The organism is Leptolyngbya sp. ST-U4, from assembly GCF_039962215.1.
In the GTDB taxonomy this organism is placed as follows: domain Bacteria; phylum Cyanobacteriota; class Cyanobacteriia; order Elainellales; family Elainellaceae; genus Leptolyngbya_A.
The window spans coordinates 39,351-53,703 of record NZ_JAMPKZ010000018.1 but is presented as its reverse complement, the minus strand read 5'-3'; the positions used below and the strand labels follow the sequence as shown (position 1 = coordinate 53,703).

The window sequence follows — 14,353 nt, the reverse complement described above, 5'->3', positions numbered from 1 at the left end:
GCAATTGCAATCGGTACATTTACAGTTGCCTACACGCTAGGCGTGGTTCTTGGATTTATTCCAGAGTCTCAGCAACTGAATGCAACCAATCGAGCAATCCTTGCTTTTTCGTTCATCAGTGCAGAGGCGGAGGATGACGTTGAAATGCAAGACAGCGAACAGGGAACGTAACCCTACAACAAAAACCTCAGTGCCGAACTGAGGCTTATCGATAGGGAAAATCCAAACGAGATGAAACTTTAATTAGCTCACTGCAAAGGCAGTCAAGAGGGTGAGAGTCACGACGAGAACCGCAATCGCCCCTTGCAGCGCATATTGACGAGCCTGCTCTGGAGAGGGGAAGTGTGCATAGTAGAGGGTGGGTTCAACGGCGTAGTTGTTAGCTAAACCTTCTCGATCGATCGTTGCCCCATTCAATGCCGGACGACGGAGGAAGTTACGTCCTTCGCGGCGCATCCGGGAACGAACTTCAGTGGGGGTCAATTCAGTCCCATTGCTGACCCCTGCTTTGAGGGACAGCCCTTGGGTTGTTCCTAATTCACGAGCGATGGAGACGAAATCAAGGGCGGAGTCAGCAGTGTAAGTCATGGCGCTCTTTTCTGTAAACTTGTGCAACAAAAATATAACACTTTGTTAAAAATATTTGCAAATACATTTTGCTTATGGTACTTATTCTGCCTCTATAGGAGGAACTGTCCGATCGTACTATCACCAGGGGGAGAGGGGCGATCAGAGTCCGTTGACATAGAAGCTGCCAATTCGTCCCTCCCCCACCGCCGTCCCGCTTCCACCTAGCTCTGGCACACCTCAAAAAGAAGGATTCGATCGAGTTCCTGTTCTATTTCAAAAGGAAGGTTTTCTCGTGGATTTAGAGGCGCTAGACTGCCTTGATTAGGGTGAATGAAATGATCAAGTAGTTCAGGAGCATTGTCATGGGTCTCAAACATTTGCCCTGGCTAGGTGGATTTTTGTTGCTTTTAACCGGCTGCGCGATCGCTTCCGCCACTGAATCGCTATCCTTCAGCTCTTCGGAAACAACATTCCCCTCCCAAACAGTTGCACAGTCAACCCCTTCAGCAGATACAACTTCTAGCAGCGCTCATCTTTTATTGGGTAACCCGAGTGATGCAAAGGCTGATGTTGCCAGCCCTGAAAATTACCTCATGATTAAGCCTGAATATGCCTTATCCTACAGTCGTAGCAAAGGCATTCCCAATTGGGTGAGTTGGCAACTGAGTCAGGCGTGGCAAGGCGACGCTCCACGGCAAAACAATTTTCGCTCAGATACAACTCTTCCAACGGGTTGGTATCGAGTGACAACGACAAACTATACCTATAGCGGGTTCGATCGTGGACATATGACGGCGTCAGAAGATCGAACTGCGATCATTGAGGTAAACTCTGCAACTTTTTTGATGACCAACATCCTGCCCCAATCCCCAGACAATAATCGTGGTCCCTGGGCGGTTTTGGAAGAGTATTGCCGAACCTTAGTTAAACAGGGTAATGATCTCTACATCATTGCCGGAGGAAGTGGCATCGGGGGTATCGGGGAGAACGGTTCCATGTCAACCTTGGCATCTGGCAGGATTACTGTCCCTGCTAACACTTGGAAAGTCGTAGTTGTTCTTCCAGCAGGGGGCGGGATTGGGGGAATCAATAACAATACGCGAGTGATTGCTGTCAACATGCCGAACAGCCAGGGAATCAGAACGACAGATTGGCGCAGCTTTAGAACGTCGGTTGACCAGATTGAAGCCACAACTGGCTACAACTTCTTGAGCAATGTATCGGAAGCTTTGCAAGAGACGCTTGAATCCAAAGTCGATACGCAATAGCTCTAAGTCTCAATGACCTTGGTGGATATGCCTACCAGGTCGTTGGCGTGCTGACCCACAATATAAACATCAATCTCAATGTGACCAACTCGATACACCTTTATGTTGGTCAGGTTACTGGCGAGCGTATTCTCCAGAGTTTTGAAGCGATCTGCAATCTCTTGTTCTTCCGAGCCAAACCATCCCGAGGTCGGTCTAAAGAATTCAGACAACTCCATCACTTGAACTGAGGCATCTGCCGGATGTCCTGTTTGCTGAGCGACCTGTTCGGGAGTAAGACCGTCACTGGCTTGTCCTTCCCAGATAAACACCTCAAATGATGACTCTGACTCGCTTAAATACACCAAGCCTTGAGAAGCTTCTTTTAATTGAATCAAGAGGTTTGTACTGGTCTCAGTGTCGCTCATACTTCACCCTAACGCTTTGAAATCGACTATAGAATCCGTTTGAGATCTATGCACTTGCTAACCGCTTGAGCATTAATCGGATAAAACATAGGTTAAGCTTTGCTCTGGCATGGTCAAGCGTTCGCTCAAAATTCTTAACCAAACTCTTGCACCGCTCCATCCAGGCATTCGACCGCTTCACGATCCACCGAGTTGCTACAGGGACAAAGCCCGTTTTCCCTTGTGCTGCCTTCTCCGCTTTCGTCGGCTTTGGGGCGAGTTCAAAGCGAATCTTGGTCATAATCTGGGGGTAGAGTTGCTGCAAGGCAGCGATAAGCTTGTCCGGGTGATATCCGTGGTCTAGCAGAATTGTAATCTTGGGGATATTAACTGGCTTGGTGCGAAAGTAATCTAAGTTGCAACTGAGCAGTTCAATCAACCCTTGATCATCTGAAACATTTGCCCTAGTGCAATGGGTGAAGAAGGGAAACCCCAATGTATCAATGGCTAGATGGCGTTTGATGCCGTTAGTGCATTTGTAGTGACAAAAGCCTTTGGATGCCATACTCGCGTTGCAAGTGTTTTTGACCGCTTGTGAGTCAATGATGAGCAGACGGGTCCATTTCGGTTTTTTTTACGTTGGCTCGAACTTGTTGATGTAACGTTGCCAAGATGCAGTCAAGGACACCTTCAGAGCGCCATTGAATGCAAGTGCCAGAAGACCGTGGAATAAGGCGGCAGGTCTTTGGGCAAGTCACACCAATTGCAGCCGTTTTTGAGTTGATAGAAGATACCGTCTAAAATTTGTCGTTTTGTCCACTTGGGCGGTCGAGTTTGCTTCTTTTGGGGCAGCAACGGTTCAATGAGTTCCCATTCTTTGTCGGTTAAGCTGCTGGAGTATGGTATTTATGTTTGAGGTTAACCCATCTCAAAAGGATCCCAAATAGGTTCTATAGGCTGTAGCGATCGCTATTAAGGCTTCACACCGAGTCATCAAGCCACCCGCAACTAGGGCAATCCCCGTGATATTGATCTGGCTGATCTGGGACGATCGGGATCTCACATGTAAGACACCCCTGAAACCCTGAAAGAGCTAACCCTATGCTAGTTCAGGTTTAGAAACCAATAAAAAATGAGCCTTTGAGAATGCTTTGCAAGGGTTAGCTTTTATCCTGTCGAAATCCCTGAAACATTTTTTCTGAGGGTGGAAGATGCAGCGATATCACACCTTTCACTCTCAAAGCAACAGATTTCCATGCGGGATAATTTTACGGCTTATCTTTTCATTCTCGACCCATCGCTTTTTCAATCTTCCTGATTTGAGTATCAACATCTCCATCTTGCTTGAATGCTTGCCAAGCTTCAGCAATCAAAGCGTCGAGCGATCGTAAGTCACCGGGAGCTAAGTAGTCAAAGTCACCAACATCGTAAGCTTGAGCGATCGAGGCGAGATATTCTTGTTGTTGTTCTCGTGTAGTCATAAATAAACCTTATAAAAAACAAGGATCTTTATCCTTTGAGTTTATTTATACCTGATTCCATCTGGATCACACATCCTCCAATTCTGTGAGATTTCAACGTTGGCAGGGTAGACCTATTTAGGGCAACAAGCCTTATATCGAGTCATTCACCTATCCACAACGGGAGCAATCCCAATGAGGTTGAGCAGGCTCACCGATCGATCAAGCGAATTGTGAAGCCGATGATGGGATTGAACGTCTTCAATCCGGCAAGAAGAACGTTGAGTGGAATTGAAGCGATGAATATGATTTGCAAAGGACAAGTGAATGGTATTGACAAAGGGGATATTGCATCTCAGGTTAGATTTAATGATGGCAACCGTATGCCCCTGTTCTAGCAATTGCTGGGCTAAACCCCACCCCATCATCCCTGCACCACCGATGATCCCGTTCATCGTTAAACCATTAAAGAATGAATATTACAGATTACTATAGGCGTTTCAACTACCGAAGGTTGCGGATTAATGGAGCGTGAAAACCCAGTGAATCAGTTCCTTTCAACCACTAGTAATCTCAACATTGTGATCAATGATTTGATTTATCATGACAACAATTTTTTCACTATTGGTCTTTGTTTTATCGGGTCTGTGTGAGATTGGGGGCGGCTACCTGATTTGGTTATGGCTACGTGAAGGAAAAAGCATCTGGTTAGCAATGGTTGGCGCTATTTTGCTGACAACCTACGGATTTGTTGCAACGCTTCAACCCGCGAATTTTGGACGAGCCTATGCCGCTTATGGCGGTATCTTTATCATGCTGTCAATCCTTTGGGGATGGCGAATCGATAATGTTGCTCCCGATCGCTTGGATTGGGTTGGAGCGACCATTATCCTAGTGGGTGTCCTGATCATGATGTACGCTCCAAGAGTTTAAGACAGAAGATGGAAGAGTCACTAGGAGGGTAGTTTGAGGGGTAGTTCAACTTGAAACGTTGAACCTTGACCGATGACGCTCTTTACATGAAGATGCCCACTGTGAGCCTGAACAATCTGTTGAGCGATCGCTAACCCCAGTCCAGAGCCACCGCTGTCGACCGATCGCGCCGTATCAACCCGGTAAAAGCGATCGAAGATATAGGGTAAGTCCACTTCTGGAATTCCGATTCCGGTATCAATGACTTGAATCACGGCCCAACCTGGATGGGGAACAAGTCGCAACCGCACTGACCCACCTGTAGAAGTGTATTTACAAGCATTACTGAGCAAGTTTTCAATCACCTGCCTCAACAAATCAGGATCAGCCCAGACCTTAATCGCTTGTTCTGGCTGCTCATATTCAAGTTGAATGTCTTGTGCTTCTGCCAGTACCCGAAATTGGGGAACGATTTCCGCTAGAAATTGATTGAGGGTGAGCAGTTTGAACGACTCAGGCGCGAGCTTTCCCTGATGACGCGCTAGGAGCAACAGATTATTCACCAGAGAACCCATTGATTTAGCACTATCTACGATATTTTCTAGGGATGGCTGGAACCGGGAATCATCTGATGCAAGCATCAACCCTACCTGAGCATTGGTCAAGATGGCAGAAAGGGGCGATCGCAACTCGTGGGAGGCATCGGCTGTAAAGCGTTGAAGCTGTTGATAAGACTGCCGAATGGGCTGCATGGCAATTCCACTCAATAGCCAACCCGCTAAGCCAATCAACCCCAATGCGATCGGCACTGCCAGGGTTAGTGCAATCTGAAGCTCTTGCAACTGATTGTGGGTTTCTGTTAGGGGCGTTGCAACCTGAAGGTAGCCCAGCGTCCCTGTTCGCCCCTCAACAGGTAGCGTAATCTGGCGCAACCAGCGATGCTGCAACAAGGGATCAGCCGGTTGAATCGTTTGATAACCCGGAGAAGTATTGAGCTGATTGGCAGGGGCAGCCCCAAAGAAACGAACCAAGCGTCCTTGGGCGTTGTACCAACGCACATAGATCAAATCCTCAGCCAGTGGGTGAGAACCACTCCCTAGTAGAGGAACATTGGTTAAATCGACCGCAGTTTGATTCTGGCGAACATCGTAATGAACGCTCGCCGCCATAATCCGGGTTTTGTCGAGCAGCAAGCGATCGAGTGCCTCTCGTTTGTCTTTCGCCTCAATCTGGTAAATGACTCCTGCAAACAACACAAGAATACTACCCATTGAGAGGGTAAACCAGCGGGCTAGATTGCGACGACTCTGATTAAACACATTCTGCTGTGAATAGGATGGTGATTCCGATAAAAATTAATTCTCCGGAGGAGACAGCCGATACCCCATTCCATAAATACTCTCAACCCAATCACTGGCTTCTACAGACTGTAAGCGTTGACGAAGTTTACGAACTAAAACGGTAATCGCATTGCTATCAGGCTCTGTCCCCCATTCCCATACGGCTTGCTCAATCTGGTTGCGGCTCAAGATCTGGCGAGGGTGACGCATAAAGTGTTCTAGCAATTGAAACTCACGGCTGGAGAGGGTGATAGATTTACCCTGTCTTTCTACAGTTAGCGAATCAAGATGGAGGTACAGATCTTCTAAATTCAGCGTGTCTCCAACCCATAAGGGAGATCGCCGCCTCAACGCCCGCACGCGTGCCATAAACTCAATTAAGTCAATGGGCTTTACTAAGTAGTCATCGGCTCCTGCATCTAACCCGGTCACTTTTTCAGAAGTTGTATCTCTTGCCGTAATCATCAAAACGGGAGCCGTTTTTCCCAGGGCACGATAATGCTGACAAAGATTTACCCCGCTGACATGGGGCAACATCCAGTCCAGAACCAAAAGATCATAGTCCTTCTCAGATAAAAGCCACTGAGCCGTTTTTCCGTCTTTGATACCATCTACGCTATGCCCTGCTTGAGACAAAGCAATCTGGAGTGGAAGTAGTTGTTTCGGGTCGTCCTCTACTAGCAATATTTTCATTTTTCCGCCCAGCCTTTCGATGGCTTGCAGTTCTAGCATTGAGTTCTGAGATGAGATTACACATCTCCTTAAAGCTAGATTTTAAGTAGCAGAAGGCTGTATTACAGTCAGGGAAAACGCTATTGAGGAGCATCGATCGAGGGTGATCAAACGCTGGTTACAGGCATCAGGTGCAGAATTTTGGTTGCCCCTCCCAGTGGTAGCAATAGCATTCTGGCTTGGCTCCAGCATTTTGACGGCTCAAGAATTGCAGCAATCTCAGCCAACTGCAACGAAGCTTCAGGCAGATACTCAGCTTAAAGCAGTTGTGTCTGTGAATATCCTGCTGATCAATGCCGTCATTAACCGAAACCAGAATATTACTCAGGTGAAGGTCGAAACAGCCGATTCGGTTTTGAAACGGATGGAATTAGAACTTGTCACAACAGACCCTAGCCAAATTGAAGCAGCGATCGCCAATGAGCTTCAGTTGTCGCGTCAAGATGTGCGCCAGCTAGTCCGTTACGAGATCATTGAGTAAATCTACTTCTGCCTCAATAAAGGATTTTAGGGCTTGTCGCTGTAGACCGTGTTCTCAAACGGCGTAGACCATTCAAATCTAGATAGCTGAACCCAACCTTAGAGAAAAAGGGCAGTACACAAAACAGCAATGTCTCAATTGTTTGGTTGACCCAGCCCAAACCAGAAGGACCAATTAACCAGGCGATCGGGTAGCTAATCCAAAATACCGTGAAATAGGCAACGAGCTTTGTATAAAGGGTGGAAAACTCCATCCCCTGACCCCGAGTCTTTGCCCGCAACGGCACCCAAATTCCCCAAAGAACCACGAGAAACGCAACAACACCGCAGGTATACCAAACAAAGCGTGTTTCATCTGTGGTAGATAAATCTGCGATTAGCCCGCTCCCAATCACAATCACTTGCGTTCCCATCAGCCCAGCAATCAGAGTCCAATCTTTGGCAATGTGATGCATCGCTGTCCACGATAACGACAGCAGCAGTAGGGGAGTGGTTACGAACCAATCGATGTAGCGGGCATAGTGCGTGATTTGTCCTGCTATCTCAACTTTTCCCTGCCCCATTGCCATTGCCATGTAGGCGAGTCCCGACCAGATGGGAATAAAGGTCGCAACTAAATACTCATATTTGGGCACCCCGCATGGATTGCGACTGAGAGCCATGAAATAAAGTGCCCCGATCACCATCGCGGTGACATAGACCCAGTGAAATATTGCTTGCCAGTCCATACGCTACTCCAATTCGCTTGCCTCTTACTTTGAAAGCCAAATGTGATCGAAAAGTGAGTGGTTAGAATCGAGTGATCATATTTAGTTCACTTTTCTCATCGACGCTAGAGGTAATGAGAAACAGTCTTGGGGCTGTGTGATTACCGAGTTCGAGTAGAGAAAACACAATGGTTGAAACACTGGCGAAACATCCAACACAGGATCAATGGCACCATCTGTCGGTGAAAGAGGTTGTTCAATCTTTAGAAACTGACCCTGATACAGGTCTTTCCACTCAGGAAGCAAAGGAACGGCGCGATCGCTTTGGTGCTAACGAACTGACTGCCCAGAAAAGCCAGAGTGCCTGGGTTCGTTTTCTCCAGCAATTCAACCAACCGTTGCTCTACATACTTCTAGCAGCAGGCATCGTCACCGCTTTTCTGCACGAATGGATTGATGCTGGAGTGATCTTCGGAGTCACGATCATCAATGCCGTGATTGGCTTTATCCAGGAGTCAAAAGCTGAGAATGCGATCGCCGCTCTCGCAGAATCCGTCACAACGGAAGCAACCATCCTGCGGGATGGACAAAAACAGGTCATTTCTTCCAGTGAACTGGTGCCGGGAGATTTGGTGCTGCTGGCATCAGGGGATAAAGTCCCGGCAGATTTGCGTTTGATTAAAGTTTTTGACCTCCAAATCGATGAGTCAGGCTTAACCGGAGAGTCTGTTCCTGTTGAGAAAAGCCTCACCCCACTGCCGCCAGACACTCCTCTGGCAGAACAGGCAAACATGGCTTACACCGGAAGCTTAGTCACTTTTGGACGGGGGCAGGGATTGGTTGTCGCCATTGGTGACAAGACTGAAACTGGGCATTTGTCCCAGATGATGCAGCAGAGCCACAGCCTGGAAACCCCTTTAACCCGAAAAATCGATCGATTTAGCAAAACCCTGCTATACGTCGTTCTGGCTCTGGCAACATTAACCTTTGCGGTGGGAGTCGCCCAAGGTTTCTCCTGGGTTGAGGTCTTTAAAGCAGCCGTTGCGCTCGCCGTGAGTGCCATTCCTGAGGGTTTACCCGCAATCCTGACAGTAACCCTGGCGATCGGGGTTTCCCAGATGGCAAAACATCATGCCATCATTCGCAAACTGCCAGCCGTTGAAACTTTGGGCAGTACCACCGTCATTTGTTCCGACAAAACCGGAACGCTCACCGAAAATCAGATGACGGTGCAGGAAATTTATGCCGGAGGGAAACTTTATCAGGTCAGTGGTGGCGGTTACGCGCCAGAGGGAGAGATCACACTCAAAGGACAGCCCATTGATTTAGCAGAAACGCCTGCTCTCTCTCAATGCCTGCAAGCAGGGCTACTATGCAACGACGCCCAAATTAAAGAGCAAGAGGGCAACTGGACAGTGGTGGGTAGCCCAACCGAGGGAGCCTTGGTAACGGCGGCTCGTAAGGCAGAGCTAATCCCAGAATCCCTGGCAGAAACCTTGCCGCGCAGGGCTACCCTATCGTTTGAATCTCAATTTCAGTACATGGCGACCTTACACAATCGGGCTTCCGAGCAGTTGATTTACGTCAAGGGTTCCATTGAGGCGATCCTCAAACGGTGTTACCAAATGGTCGATGCTGCGGGAAATTCAACCGCCCTTGATGCAACTGCAATCGAACAAATGGTCGATCGCCTGGCAAACCAGGGGTTAAGAGTGCTGGCTTTGGCAAAGAAAACTGCTGTCCGATCCAAATCCTCCCTTGAACATTCCGACATTGAGCGAAACCTGGTCTTCCTCGGACTTCAAGGCATGATTGATCCACCTCGCTCAGAAGCGATTCAAGCCATTCGCTCCTGCCAGTCTGCCGGAATCCAGGTGAAGATGATCACGGGCGACCATGCCAAAACAGCTGCTGCAATTGCTCAGCGCATGGGAATCAATCAAACACCGGATGCACCCATCTTCACCGGACGAGAACTAGCGGATATGAGCGAGATGGAACTGGCAAACGCTGTTGAACAAAGCAATGTGTTTGCCAGGGTTGCCCCGGAACAAAAGCTCCGCCTGGTCAAAGCACTTCAGTCAAAAGGTGAAATTGTCGCCATGACCGGGGATGGCGTGAATGATGCGCCCGCTCTGAAACAGGCAGACATCGGAACTGCGATGGGAATTACCGGAACCGAAGTCTCGAAAGAAGCGGCAGATATGATCCTGACGAATGATAACTTCGCCTCCATTGAACGAGCCGTAGAAGAGGGGCGCACCGTTTATAAGAATTTGCTGCGGGCGATCGCCTTCATCCTACCGGTCAACGGGGGCGAATCGATGACGATTTTAATCGCGGTATTTTTAGCAAGCCCCCTGCCCATTCTTCCGGTGCAAATCCTCTGGCTGAACATGGTGGGTTCGATCGCGCTATCTGTGCCACTGGCATTCGAGCCCCCCTCCCCCGACGTGATGCAAAACCCGCCTCGCCCAACGAATGAACCGTTACTCTCTCGTCGTCTGATTACCCGCATTCTGGCAGTTTCTGTATTCAACTGGATTGTTATTTTTGGCACCTTTGAATGGATCATTCGGACAACGGGCAACGAAGCCCTGGCGCGGACAATGGCAATTCAGGCATTGGTAGCAGCCGAAGCGTTTTACCTCTTAAGCATCAGCCGATTTGTCCCAGCTATCATTGCCAAAATGCGTGGTCGAACAGAATCCTTTGGTTATGCAGTCCTATTTGGCATTGGCGCAGCATTCCTATTTCAAACGCTGTTTAGCCAATGGAACGTAATGAATCAACTATTTGACACAGCAACGTTGAATTTAAGTCAGGCTCTCCTGTGCATTGCGATCGGCTTACCCATGATTGGTTTAGCCACACTGCTAAGGCGATTCGCTCCCCTCAAGTAGTTGCCCCAAGAGAGACAGCAACGGGTTTCCGATACTCCCCTGACATTAGAAAAATTACGACTGAACCCTTATCGATTGAATAAATCATGAAGACTAACAACCTCAAACAAGCAATTGGTGTTTTTCCAAATCAGGAAAAAGCAGAACAAGCACTGCTTGAGCTACAAAGCGTCAATTTTCCAATGCACCAAATCTCCGTAGTGACCAAAAATTTAAACGCGACCAAGAATTTAGTAGACAAAGCAAATCAGCTATCCATCACTCGTATAGAGGGGACAAAAGCAGGAGCCATACTAGGAAGTGTAGGAGTTGGATTAACGACACTAACAATTGGATTAGGAGTTTTATTAGTTCCTGGAGTAGGTCCAGCACTCGCACTTGATAGCATCCTGACAGCATTTTTAGGCAGCAGTGTTGCCTCTGCCGCAGGTGGGTTATACGGCGCATTTTTGGGATGCTTAGACCCTGAAAAGCAGGTCAAACTCTACAAAGAACAAGTTAAGCAGGGAGATTGTTTAGTCATCATAAAGGCAACAGAAACCCAAATTCTTTCTGTTGAACCAGTTCTTCGCCGTTGTAGCGTTCGATCGTGGCAGGTCTATGACCTTCCCTAAAAAAATAAAAGCCGTGTATTTTCTCCTTCAACTCGGGTCATGTAGGTCTTGCTCACCATCGGGGCTCCCTTTGGAATAAATCCTGGATAAACAGACCAACCAGCAGTGACATAGAAGGAGCACGGCTAACTTACCACGATCATCCAGAACGGTCGGAATGTCTCAGCACTAGGGTCGCCCAACACCCACCCTAGAATCCCTTTTCTACAGTGGTCAACGGCAGTCCACAACCAGATTTTGTTTTTTTAGCCAACAAAGGCCTCCAGTGCATCCAATTCACCGACTTCAGGAAGAGCTGGAAAGAACAGCAATCTGGCGCCTCCTGACCCCGACCTTCATTGTTGAACTAAGCCAAAGTCTAAGCGAAGAGAGCAATTCAAAGCATTCATTCATTCTTGCTCTCTCCCCACCTCGAGAATTTGTAGTATGCCCTTGACAGCCTGTATTACAAATATTACATTTGTAGCATAAGATGAGACACAGAACAGCCGAAAGGAGCTAACCCATGAATTCTCGCTCCCTCCCCAGCATCGGTCTTTTCTCGAAGTGGCTAGCGTTCCTCAAACCATCCTCCCCTGGTGCAGTTGCACCCCTTCGAGACAAAACCCTTGATCTAGAACATCTTGATCTGGAACATCAATCCGATCGCAGCTTAAAACACGATCGCGGCTTGAAACAGATTGAAGCCTTTCGCCATCTAGAGCAAATCTATCGTCTGGAACGGCGCAACTTCTTCTAATTTCTGCAATCACTGCTGCTAAAACCCAGCTCCGCGACCAAATGCTGATGTAGCTTAGTGGGTAGAGCAATCGCCTTATAAGCGATGCGGTACGGATCAGCTTCGCTGCGCGTAGGCAGGTTCGAGTCCTGTCATTAGCTTGGGTTTATCCCAGTTCACAATCATCGATAAGGACACGAAACTATGCCTTACGACAAGCTCAATTTATCAACTCCAGTGCCCGTTCTGTCTTGGGCAGGACATGAGTTGGGACATGATGAAATGAAAATGGCAAAGAACGTTGCCTCCTTGCCGTTTGTTCACAAGCACGTTGCCCTCATGCCCGATGTTCATCTGGGTAAGGGTGCATTGGTGGGGTCAGTGATCGCCACCAAAGATGCGATCGTCCCTGCTGCTGTGGGCGTGGATATTGGCTGCGGGATGTGTGCTGTAAAAACGCCTTATCATGCTGACCAGCTCGACGGGAAGCTGAAGCAGATTCGTCTGGACGTTGAAAAGCTGATTCCGGTTGGCTTTAACGAGAACAAGGACACTGACAAAGACGTGACCAACTGGCAGGGCTGGGGTGACTTCAAGGATTTGCATTCTGGGGTTCAACACCTGGATGGCAAAGCTTTGAAGCAGATGGGTAGCCTTGGCGGGGGCAACCACTTTATTGAACTGTGTCTGGATACCGAGGGACAGGTGTGGCTGATGCTGCATTCCGGTAGCCGCAACATCGGCAACATGCTGGCGCAGCGTCACATTGAAACGGCAAAAGAGCTGGCAAAGCTGGCTGGATTAAAGCTGCCTGATCCGGATCTGTCTCACTTTGTTCAGGGCACTTCTGAATTCGAGGCATACTGGCGCGATCTGCAATGGGCGCAAAACTATGCCCTGCGGAACCGGGAAGTGATGATGGCACGATTCAAGCGCGTTGTTGAAACGCATCTGGCAGGCGGTAAACCGTTTAAGCCCTCCATTCAGGTCAACTGCCACCACAACTACGCCGAGCGGGAAACTCATTTTGGCGAATCGGTGTATGTCACCCGTAAAGGGGCAGTGCGGGCGCGCCAAGAAGACTATGGCATTATCCCTGGCTCAATGGGTGCAAAGTCCTTCATCGTGAAGGGCAAGGGCTGTGCAGATGCTTTCTGCTCCTGCTCGCATGGGGCAGGTCGCCAAATGTCACGCAATAAGGCAAAACTGCACTTTACGCTGGACGATCTGATTCAGCAGACCGATGGGGTAGAGTGCCGCAAGGACGAAGGCGTGCTGGATGAAATTCCGAGTGCCTACAAACCGATCGAGCAGGTGATGGCGAACCAGAACGATCTGGTCGAAGTCGTTGCCACGCTGAAGCAGGTGATGTGCGTTAAAGGCTAGAGGTTGGAGGAGTCATAAAACTGCGATCTGCAGGATTGATTGGCTCTTCAATCCCTTCCTTGCAATCTTAGATACTCTTGCCTCCACCCCGTTTGAGCAGTGTCTTCCCATTACCCGATCGTTCAAAGATGTAACTGCAAATGCCAGCATCCATGCCGTTCGACACCGGGAGCTTGGACTACTCTACGTAGGCAAACATGCTATAGCCGCGAGCGGTTCTGGGATAGACACAAGGCTTTTCTCTGGTCTTAGAAGCTATTATCATCGCTGCTGCACAACCGCCCTATAATGCCAGATACCCTGTGAGGGGTAATGCAAACCGTTGGCACACCCCTACCTTCTAAGCAAAGCGACGAGCATCTTAGCCCGATCGCTGCCAAAATGTTCCTGGCAGCCCTACCCGAACACGTTCAGCAAGCATTGTTAGGTCATGCCTAGGAAACACAGTATCCGATCGAAATGGTACTGGAAATGGCGATCGCAGGCTTTCTGGACAGTGAAGCGATTACGTTTGCAGGCTGCCGCTCTGAATATACAGATCGCTAAAGGGCTAATTTGGCAATCCCACTTTGCGTAGGAGCTAATCGATCACTTGAGTCGGGTGACAGCCCAGATAATCTCAACAGTCCTGCCAAACTAGATCCAGGAGGCTTATTGTCCAAAAAGCCGTGGAGATAGCTTATTCAGTCGAGGCCTTACTGGAAACGACGTTAGCTAACGTCCTCGATCGCGAGGCTTTCAACTTCTCGGATTGCCAGCCCTACTATCGAGGAGAAATTGATGTGCTGCTCAGCACCTATCAGCTTCGGTACCAGCGGCTTACCTTTTCCAACCGGGATCTATTGCCTACGTCTAGCCCTGATAAGACAGCTTAACT

19 protein-coding genes, 1 tRNA gene and 1 pseudogene are annotated in these 14,353 nt (G+C 48.6%); 12 read left to right on the top strand and 9 right to left on the bottom strand.

All coding sequences use genetic code 11. From position 1 onward, the window contains the following. Positions 1 to 243: 243 nt before the first annotated feature. Entirely contained in the window at positions 244 to 588 is a 345-nt protein-coding gene (locus NDA02_RS20620; protein ID WP_348249199.1) for a ssl1498 family light-harvesting-like protein, read from the bottom strand. A 380-nt stretch (positions 589 to 968) separates the two neighbouring features. On the opposite strand from NDA02_RS20620, the gene NDA02_RS20615 reads away from it, so the two are divergent. Further along, entirely contained in the window at positions 969 to 1,838 is an 870-nt protein-coding gene (locus NDA02_RS20615) for a DNA/RNA non-specific endonuclease (protein ID WP_348255735.1), read from the top strand. Positions 1,839 to 1,840: 2 nt separating this feature from the next. Here NDA02_RS20615 and NDA02_RS20610 read toward each other — a convergent pair whose 3' ends face one another. The 4 genes from NDA02_RS20610 to NDA02_RS20595 all read right to left on the bottom strand — a co-directional run bounded on the left by NDA02_RS20610 (position 1,841) and on the right by NDA02_RS20595 (position 3,705). Further along, the gene (locus NDA02_RS20610; protein ID WP_190790760.1) at positions 1,841 to 2,245 is read right to left on the bottom strand and encodes a nuclease A inhibitor family protein; all 405 of its coding nucleotides are present in this window, start codon (positions 2,243 to 2,245) and stop codon (positions 1,841 to 1,843) included. A gap of 46 nt (positions 2,246 to 2,291) precedes the next feature. Beyond that, positions 2,292 to 2,789, bottom strand: a complete 498-nt coding sequence (locus NDA02_RS20605; protein WP_348255734.1) for a transposase — start codon at positions 2,787 to 2,789, stop codon at positions 2,292 to 2,294. A 125-nt stretch (positions 2,790 to 2,914) separates the two neighbouring features. Continuing rightward, on the bottom strand, positions 2,915 to 3,079 hold the full coding sequence (locus NDA02_RS20600; protein WP_199296415.1) for a transposase: 165 nt from the start codon (positions 3,077 to 3,079) through the stop codon (positions 2,915 to 2,917). Positions 3,080 to 3,507: 428 nt separating this feature from the next. Continuing rightward, positions 3,508 to 3,705 (bottom strand): hypothetical protein, encoded by a 198-nt coding sequence (locus NDA02_RS20595; protein ID WP_190790759.1) that lies wholly within the window; start codon positions 3,703 to 3,705, stop codon positions 3,508 to 3,510. A gap of 212 nt (positions 3,706 to 3,917) precedes the next feature. Between NDA02_RS20595 and NDA02_RS20590 the strand changes: the two genes are divergently transcribed. Together NDA02_RS20590 and NDA02_RS20585 are read left to right on the top strand one after the other, a co-directional pair. Beyond that, positions 3,918 to 4,082 carry a hypothetical protein gene (locus NDA02_RS20590; protein WP_347277832.1) on the top strand — a complete coding sequence of 55 codons (165 nt, stop codon included), beginning with the start codon at positions 3,918 to 3,920 and terminating at the stop codon, positions 4,080 to 4,082. Between the two features lie 205 nt (positions 4,083 to 4,287). Then, positions 4,288 to 4,617, top strand: a complete 330-nt coding sequence (locus NDA02_RS20585) for a YnfA family protein (protein ID WP_190790758.1) — start codon at positions 4,288 to 4,290, stop codon at positions 4,615 to 4,617. Between the two features lie 20 nt (positions 4,618 to 4,637). Here the strand turns inward: NDA02_RS20585 and NDA02_RS20580 are convergent, their stop codons facing one another. Beyond that, complete coding sequence (locus NDA02_RS20580; RefSeq protein ID WP_190790757.1) at positions 4,638 to 5,915, bottom strand: ATP-binding protein; 1,278 nt, start codon at positions 5,913 to 5,915, stop codon at positions 4,638 to 4,640. 36 nt (positions 5,916 to 5,951) lie between these two features. Next, positions 5,952 to 6,629, bottom strand: a complete 678-nt coding sequence (locus NDA02_RS20575; RefSeq protein ID WP_190790756.1) for a response regulator transcription factor — start codon at positions 6,627 to 6,629, stop codon at positions 5,952 to 5,954. A 196-nt stretch (positions 6,630 to 6,825) separates the two neighbouring features. Between NDA02_RS20575 and NDA02_RS20570 the strand changes: the two genes are divergently transcribed. Then, a complete protein-coding gene (locus tag NDA02_RS20570; RefSeq protein WP_348255732.1) occupies positions 6,826 to 7,149 on the top strand; it encodes a hypothetical protein in 324 nt (107 codons plus the stop codon). A 13-nt stretch (positions 7,150 to 7,162) separates the two neighbouring features. Here the strand turns inward: NDA02_RS20570 and NDA02_RS20565 are convergent, their stop codons facing one another. Continuing rightward, positions 7,163 to 7,876, bottom strand: a complete 714-nt coding sequence (locus NDA02_RS20565) for a bacteriorhodopsin (protein ID WP_190790755.1) — start codon at positions 7,874 to 7,876, stop codon at positions 7,163 to 7,165. Between the two features lie 167 nt (positions 7,877 to 8,043). Here NDA02_RS20565 and NDA02_RS20560 point away from each other — a divergent pair, with 167 nt between their 5' ends. Together NDA02_RS20560 and NDA02_RS20555 are read left to right on the top strand one after the other, a co-directional pair. Continuing rightward, positions 8,044 to 10,758, top strand: a complete 2,715-nt coding sequence (locus tag NDA02_RS20560; protein WP_190790754.1) for a cation-transporting P-type ATPase — start codon at positions 8,044 to 8,046, stop codon at positions 10,756 to 10,758. An 86-nt stretch (positions 10,759 to 10,844) separates the two neighbouring features. After that, the gene (locus NDA02_RS20555) at positions 10,845 to 11,372 is read left to right on the top strand and encodes a general stress protein (RefSeq protein WP_190790753.1); all 528 of its coding nucleotides are present in this window, start codon (positions 10,845 to 10,847) and stop codon (positions 11,370 to 11,372) included. Between the two features lie 8 nt (positions 11,373 to 11,380). Here NDA02_RS20555 and NDA02_RS20550 read toward each other — a convergent pair. After that, positions 11,381 to 11,665, bottom strand: a pseudogene (locus tag NDA02_RS20550) (IS1 family transposase); the annotation flags it as partial. Between the two features lie 212 nt (positions 11,666 to 11,877). On the opposite strand from NDA02_RS20550, the gene NDA02_RS20545 reads away from it, so the two are divergent. The 6 genes from NDA02_RS20545 (at position 11,878) to NDA02_RS20520 (ending at position 14,351) form a co-directional block, all read left to right on the top strand. After that, on the top strand, positions 11,878 to 12,111 hold the full coding sequence (locus tag NDA02_RS20545) for a hypothetical protein (RefSeq protein WP_190790752.1): 234 nt from the start codon (positions 11,878 to 11,880) through the stop codon (positions 12,109 to 12,111). A gap of 43 nt (positions 12,112 to 12,154) precedes the next feature. Continuing rightward, a tRNA-Ile gene (locus NDA02_RS20540) sits at positions 12,155 to 12,251 on the top strand. Positions 12,252 to 12,294: 43 nt separating this feature from the next. Then, positions 12,295 to 13,476, top strand: coding sequence for an RtcB family protein (locus NDA02_RS20535; protein ID WP_190790751.1), 1,182 nt, complete (start codon positions 12,295 to 12,297; stop codon positions 13,474 to 13,476). 312 nt (positions 13,477 to 13,788) lie between these two features. Further along, a complete protein-coding gene (locus NDA02_RS20530; protein ID WP_277879055.1) occupies positions 13,789 to 13,914 on the top strand; it encodes a hypothetical protein in 126 nt (41 codons plus the stop codon). Continuing rightward, the gene (locus NDA02_RS20525; RefSeq protein ID WP_190790765.1) at positions 13,907 to 14,053 is read left to right on the top strand and encodes a hypothetical protein; all 147 of its coding nucleotides are present in this window, start codon (positions 13,907 to 13,909) and stop codon (positions 14,051 to 14,053) included. Before NDA02_RS20530 ends, NDA02_RS20525 begins: the two co-directional genes overlap by 8 nt. A gap of 91 nt (positions 14,054 to 14,144) precedes the next feature. Next, on the top strand, positions 14,145 to 14,351 hold the full coding sequence (locus NDA02_RS20520; protein ID WP_348255730.1) for a hypothetical protein: 207 nt from the start codon (positions 14,145 to 14,147) through the stop codon (positions 14,349 to 14,351). The last annotated feature ends 2 nt before the right edge of the window (positions 14,352 to 14,353 follow it).

Coding starts and splice junctions, on each gene's coding strand:
- NDA02_RS20620 (WP_348249199.1), bottom strand. CDS start 588: ATGACTTACACTGCTGACTCCGCCCTTGATTTCGTCTCCATCGCTCGT.
- NDA02_RS20610 (WP_190790760.1), bottom strand. CDS start 2,245: ATGAGCGACACTGAGACCAGTACAAACCTCTTGATTCAATTAAAAGAA.
- NDA02_RS20605 (WP_348255734.1), bottom strand. CDS start 2,789: ATGGCATCCAAAGGCTTTTGTCACTACAAATGCACTAACGGCATCAAA.
- NDA02_RS20595 (WP_190790759.1), bottom strand. CDS start 3,705: ATGACTACACGAGAACAACAACAAGAATATCTCGCCTCGATCGCTCAA.
- NDA02_RS20585 (WP_190790758.1), top strand. CDS start 4,288: ATGACAACAATTTTTTCACTATTGGTCTTTGTTTTATCGGGTCTGTGT.
- NDA02_RS20575 (WP_190790756.1), bottom strand. CDS start 6,629: ATGAAAATATTGCTAGTAGAGGACGACCCGAAACAACTACTTCCACTC.
- NDA02_RS20565 (WP_190790755.1), bottom strand. CDS start 7,876: ATGGACTGGCAAGCAATATTTCACTGGGTCTATGTCACCGCGATGGTG.
- NDA02_RS20560 (WP_190790754.1), top strand. CDS start 8,044: ATGGTTGAAACACTGGCGAAACATCCAACACAGGATCAATGGCACCAT.
- NDA02_RS20555 (WP_190790753.1), top strand. CDS start 10,845: ATGAAGACTAACAACCTCAAACAAGCAATTGGTGTTTTTCCAAATCAG.
- NDA02_RS20545 (WP_190790752.1), top strand. CDS start 11,878: ATGAATTCTCGCTCCCTCCCCAGCATCGGTCTTTTCTCGAAGTGGCTA.
- NDA02_RS20535 (WP_190790751.1), top strand. CDS start 12,295: ATGCCTTACGACAAGCTCAATTTATCAACTCCAGTGCCCGTTCTGTCT.
- NDA02_RS20530 (WP_277879055.1), top strand. CDS start 13,789: ATGCAAACCGTTGGCACACCCCTACCTTCTAAGCAAAGCGACGAGCAT.
- NDA02_RS20525 (WP_190790765.1), top strand. CDS start 13,907: ATGCCTAGGAAACACAGTATCCGATCGAAATGGTACTGGAAATGGCGA.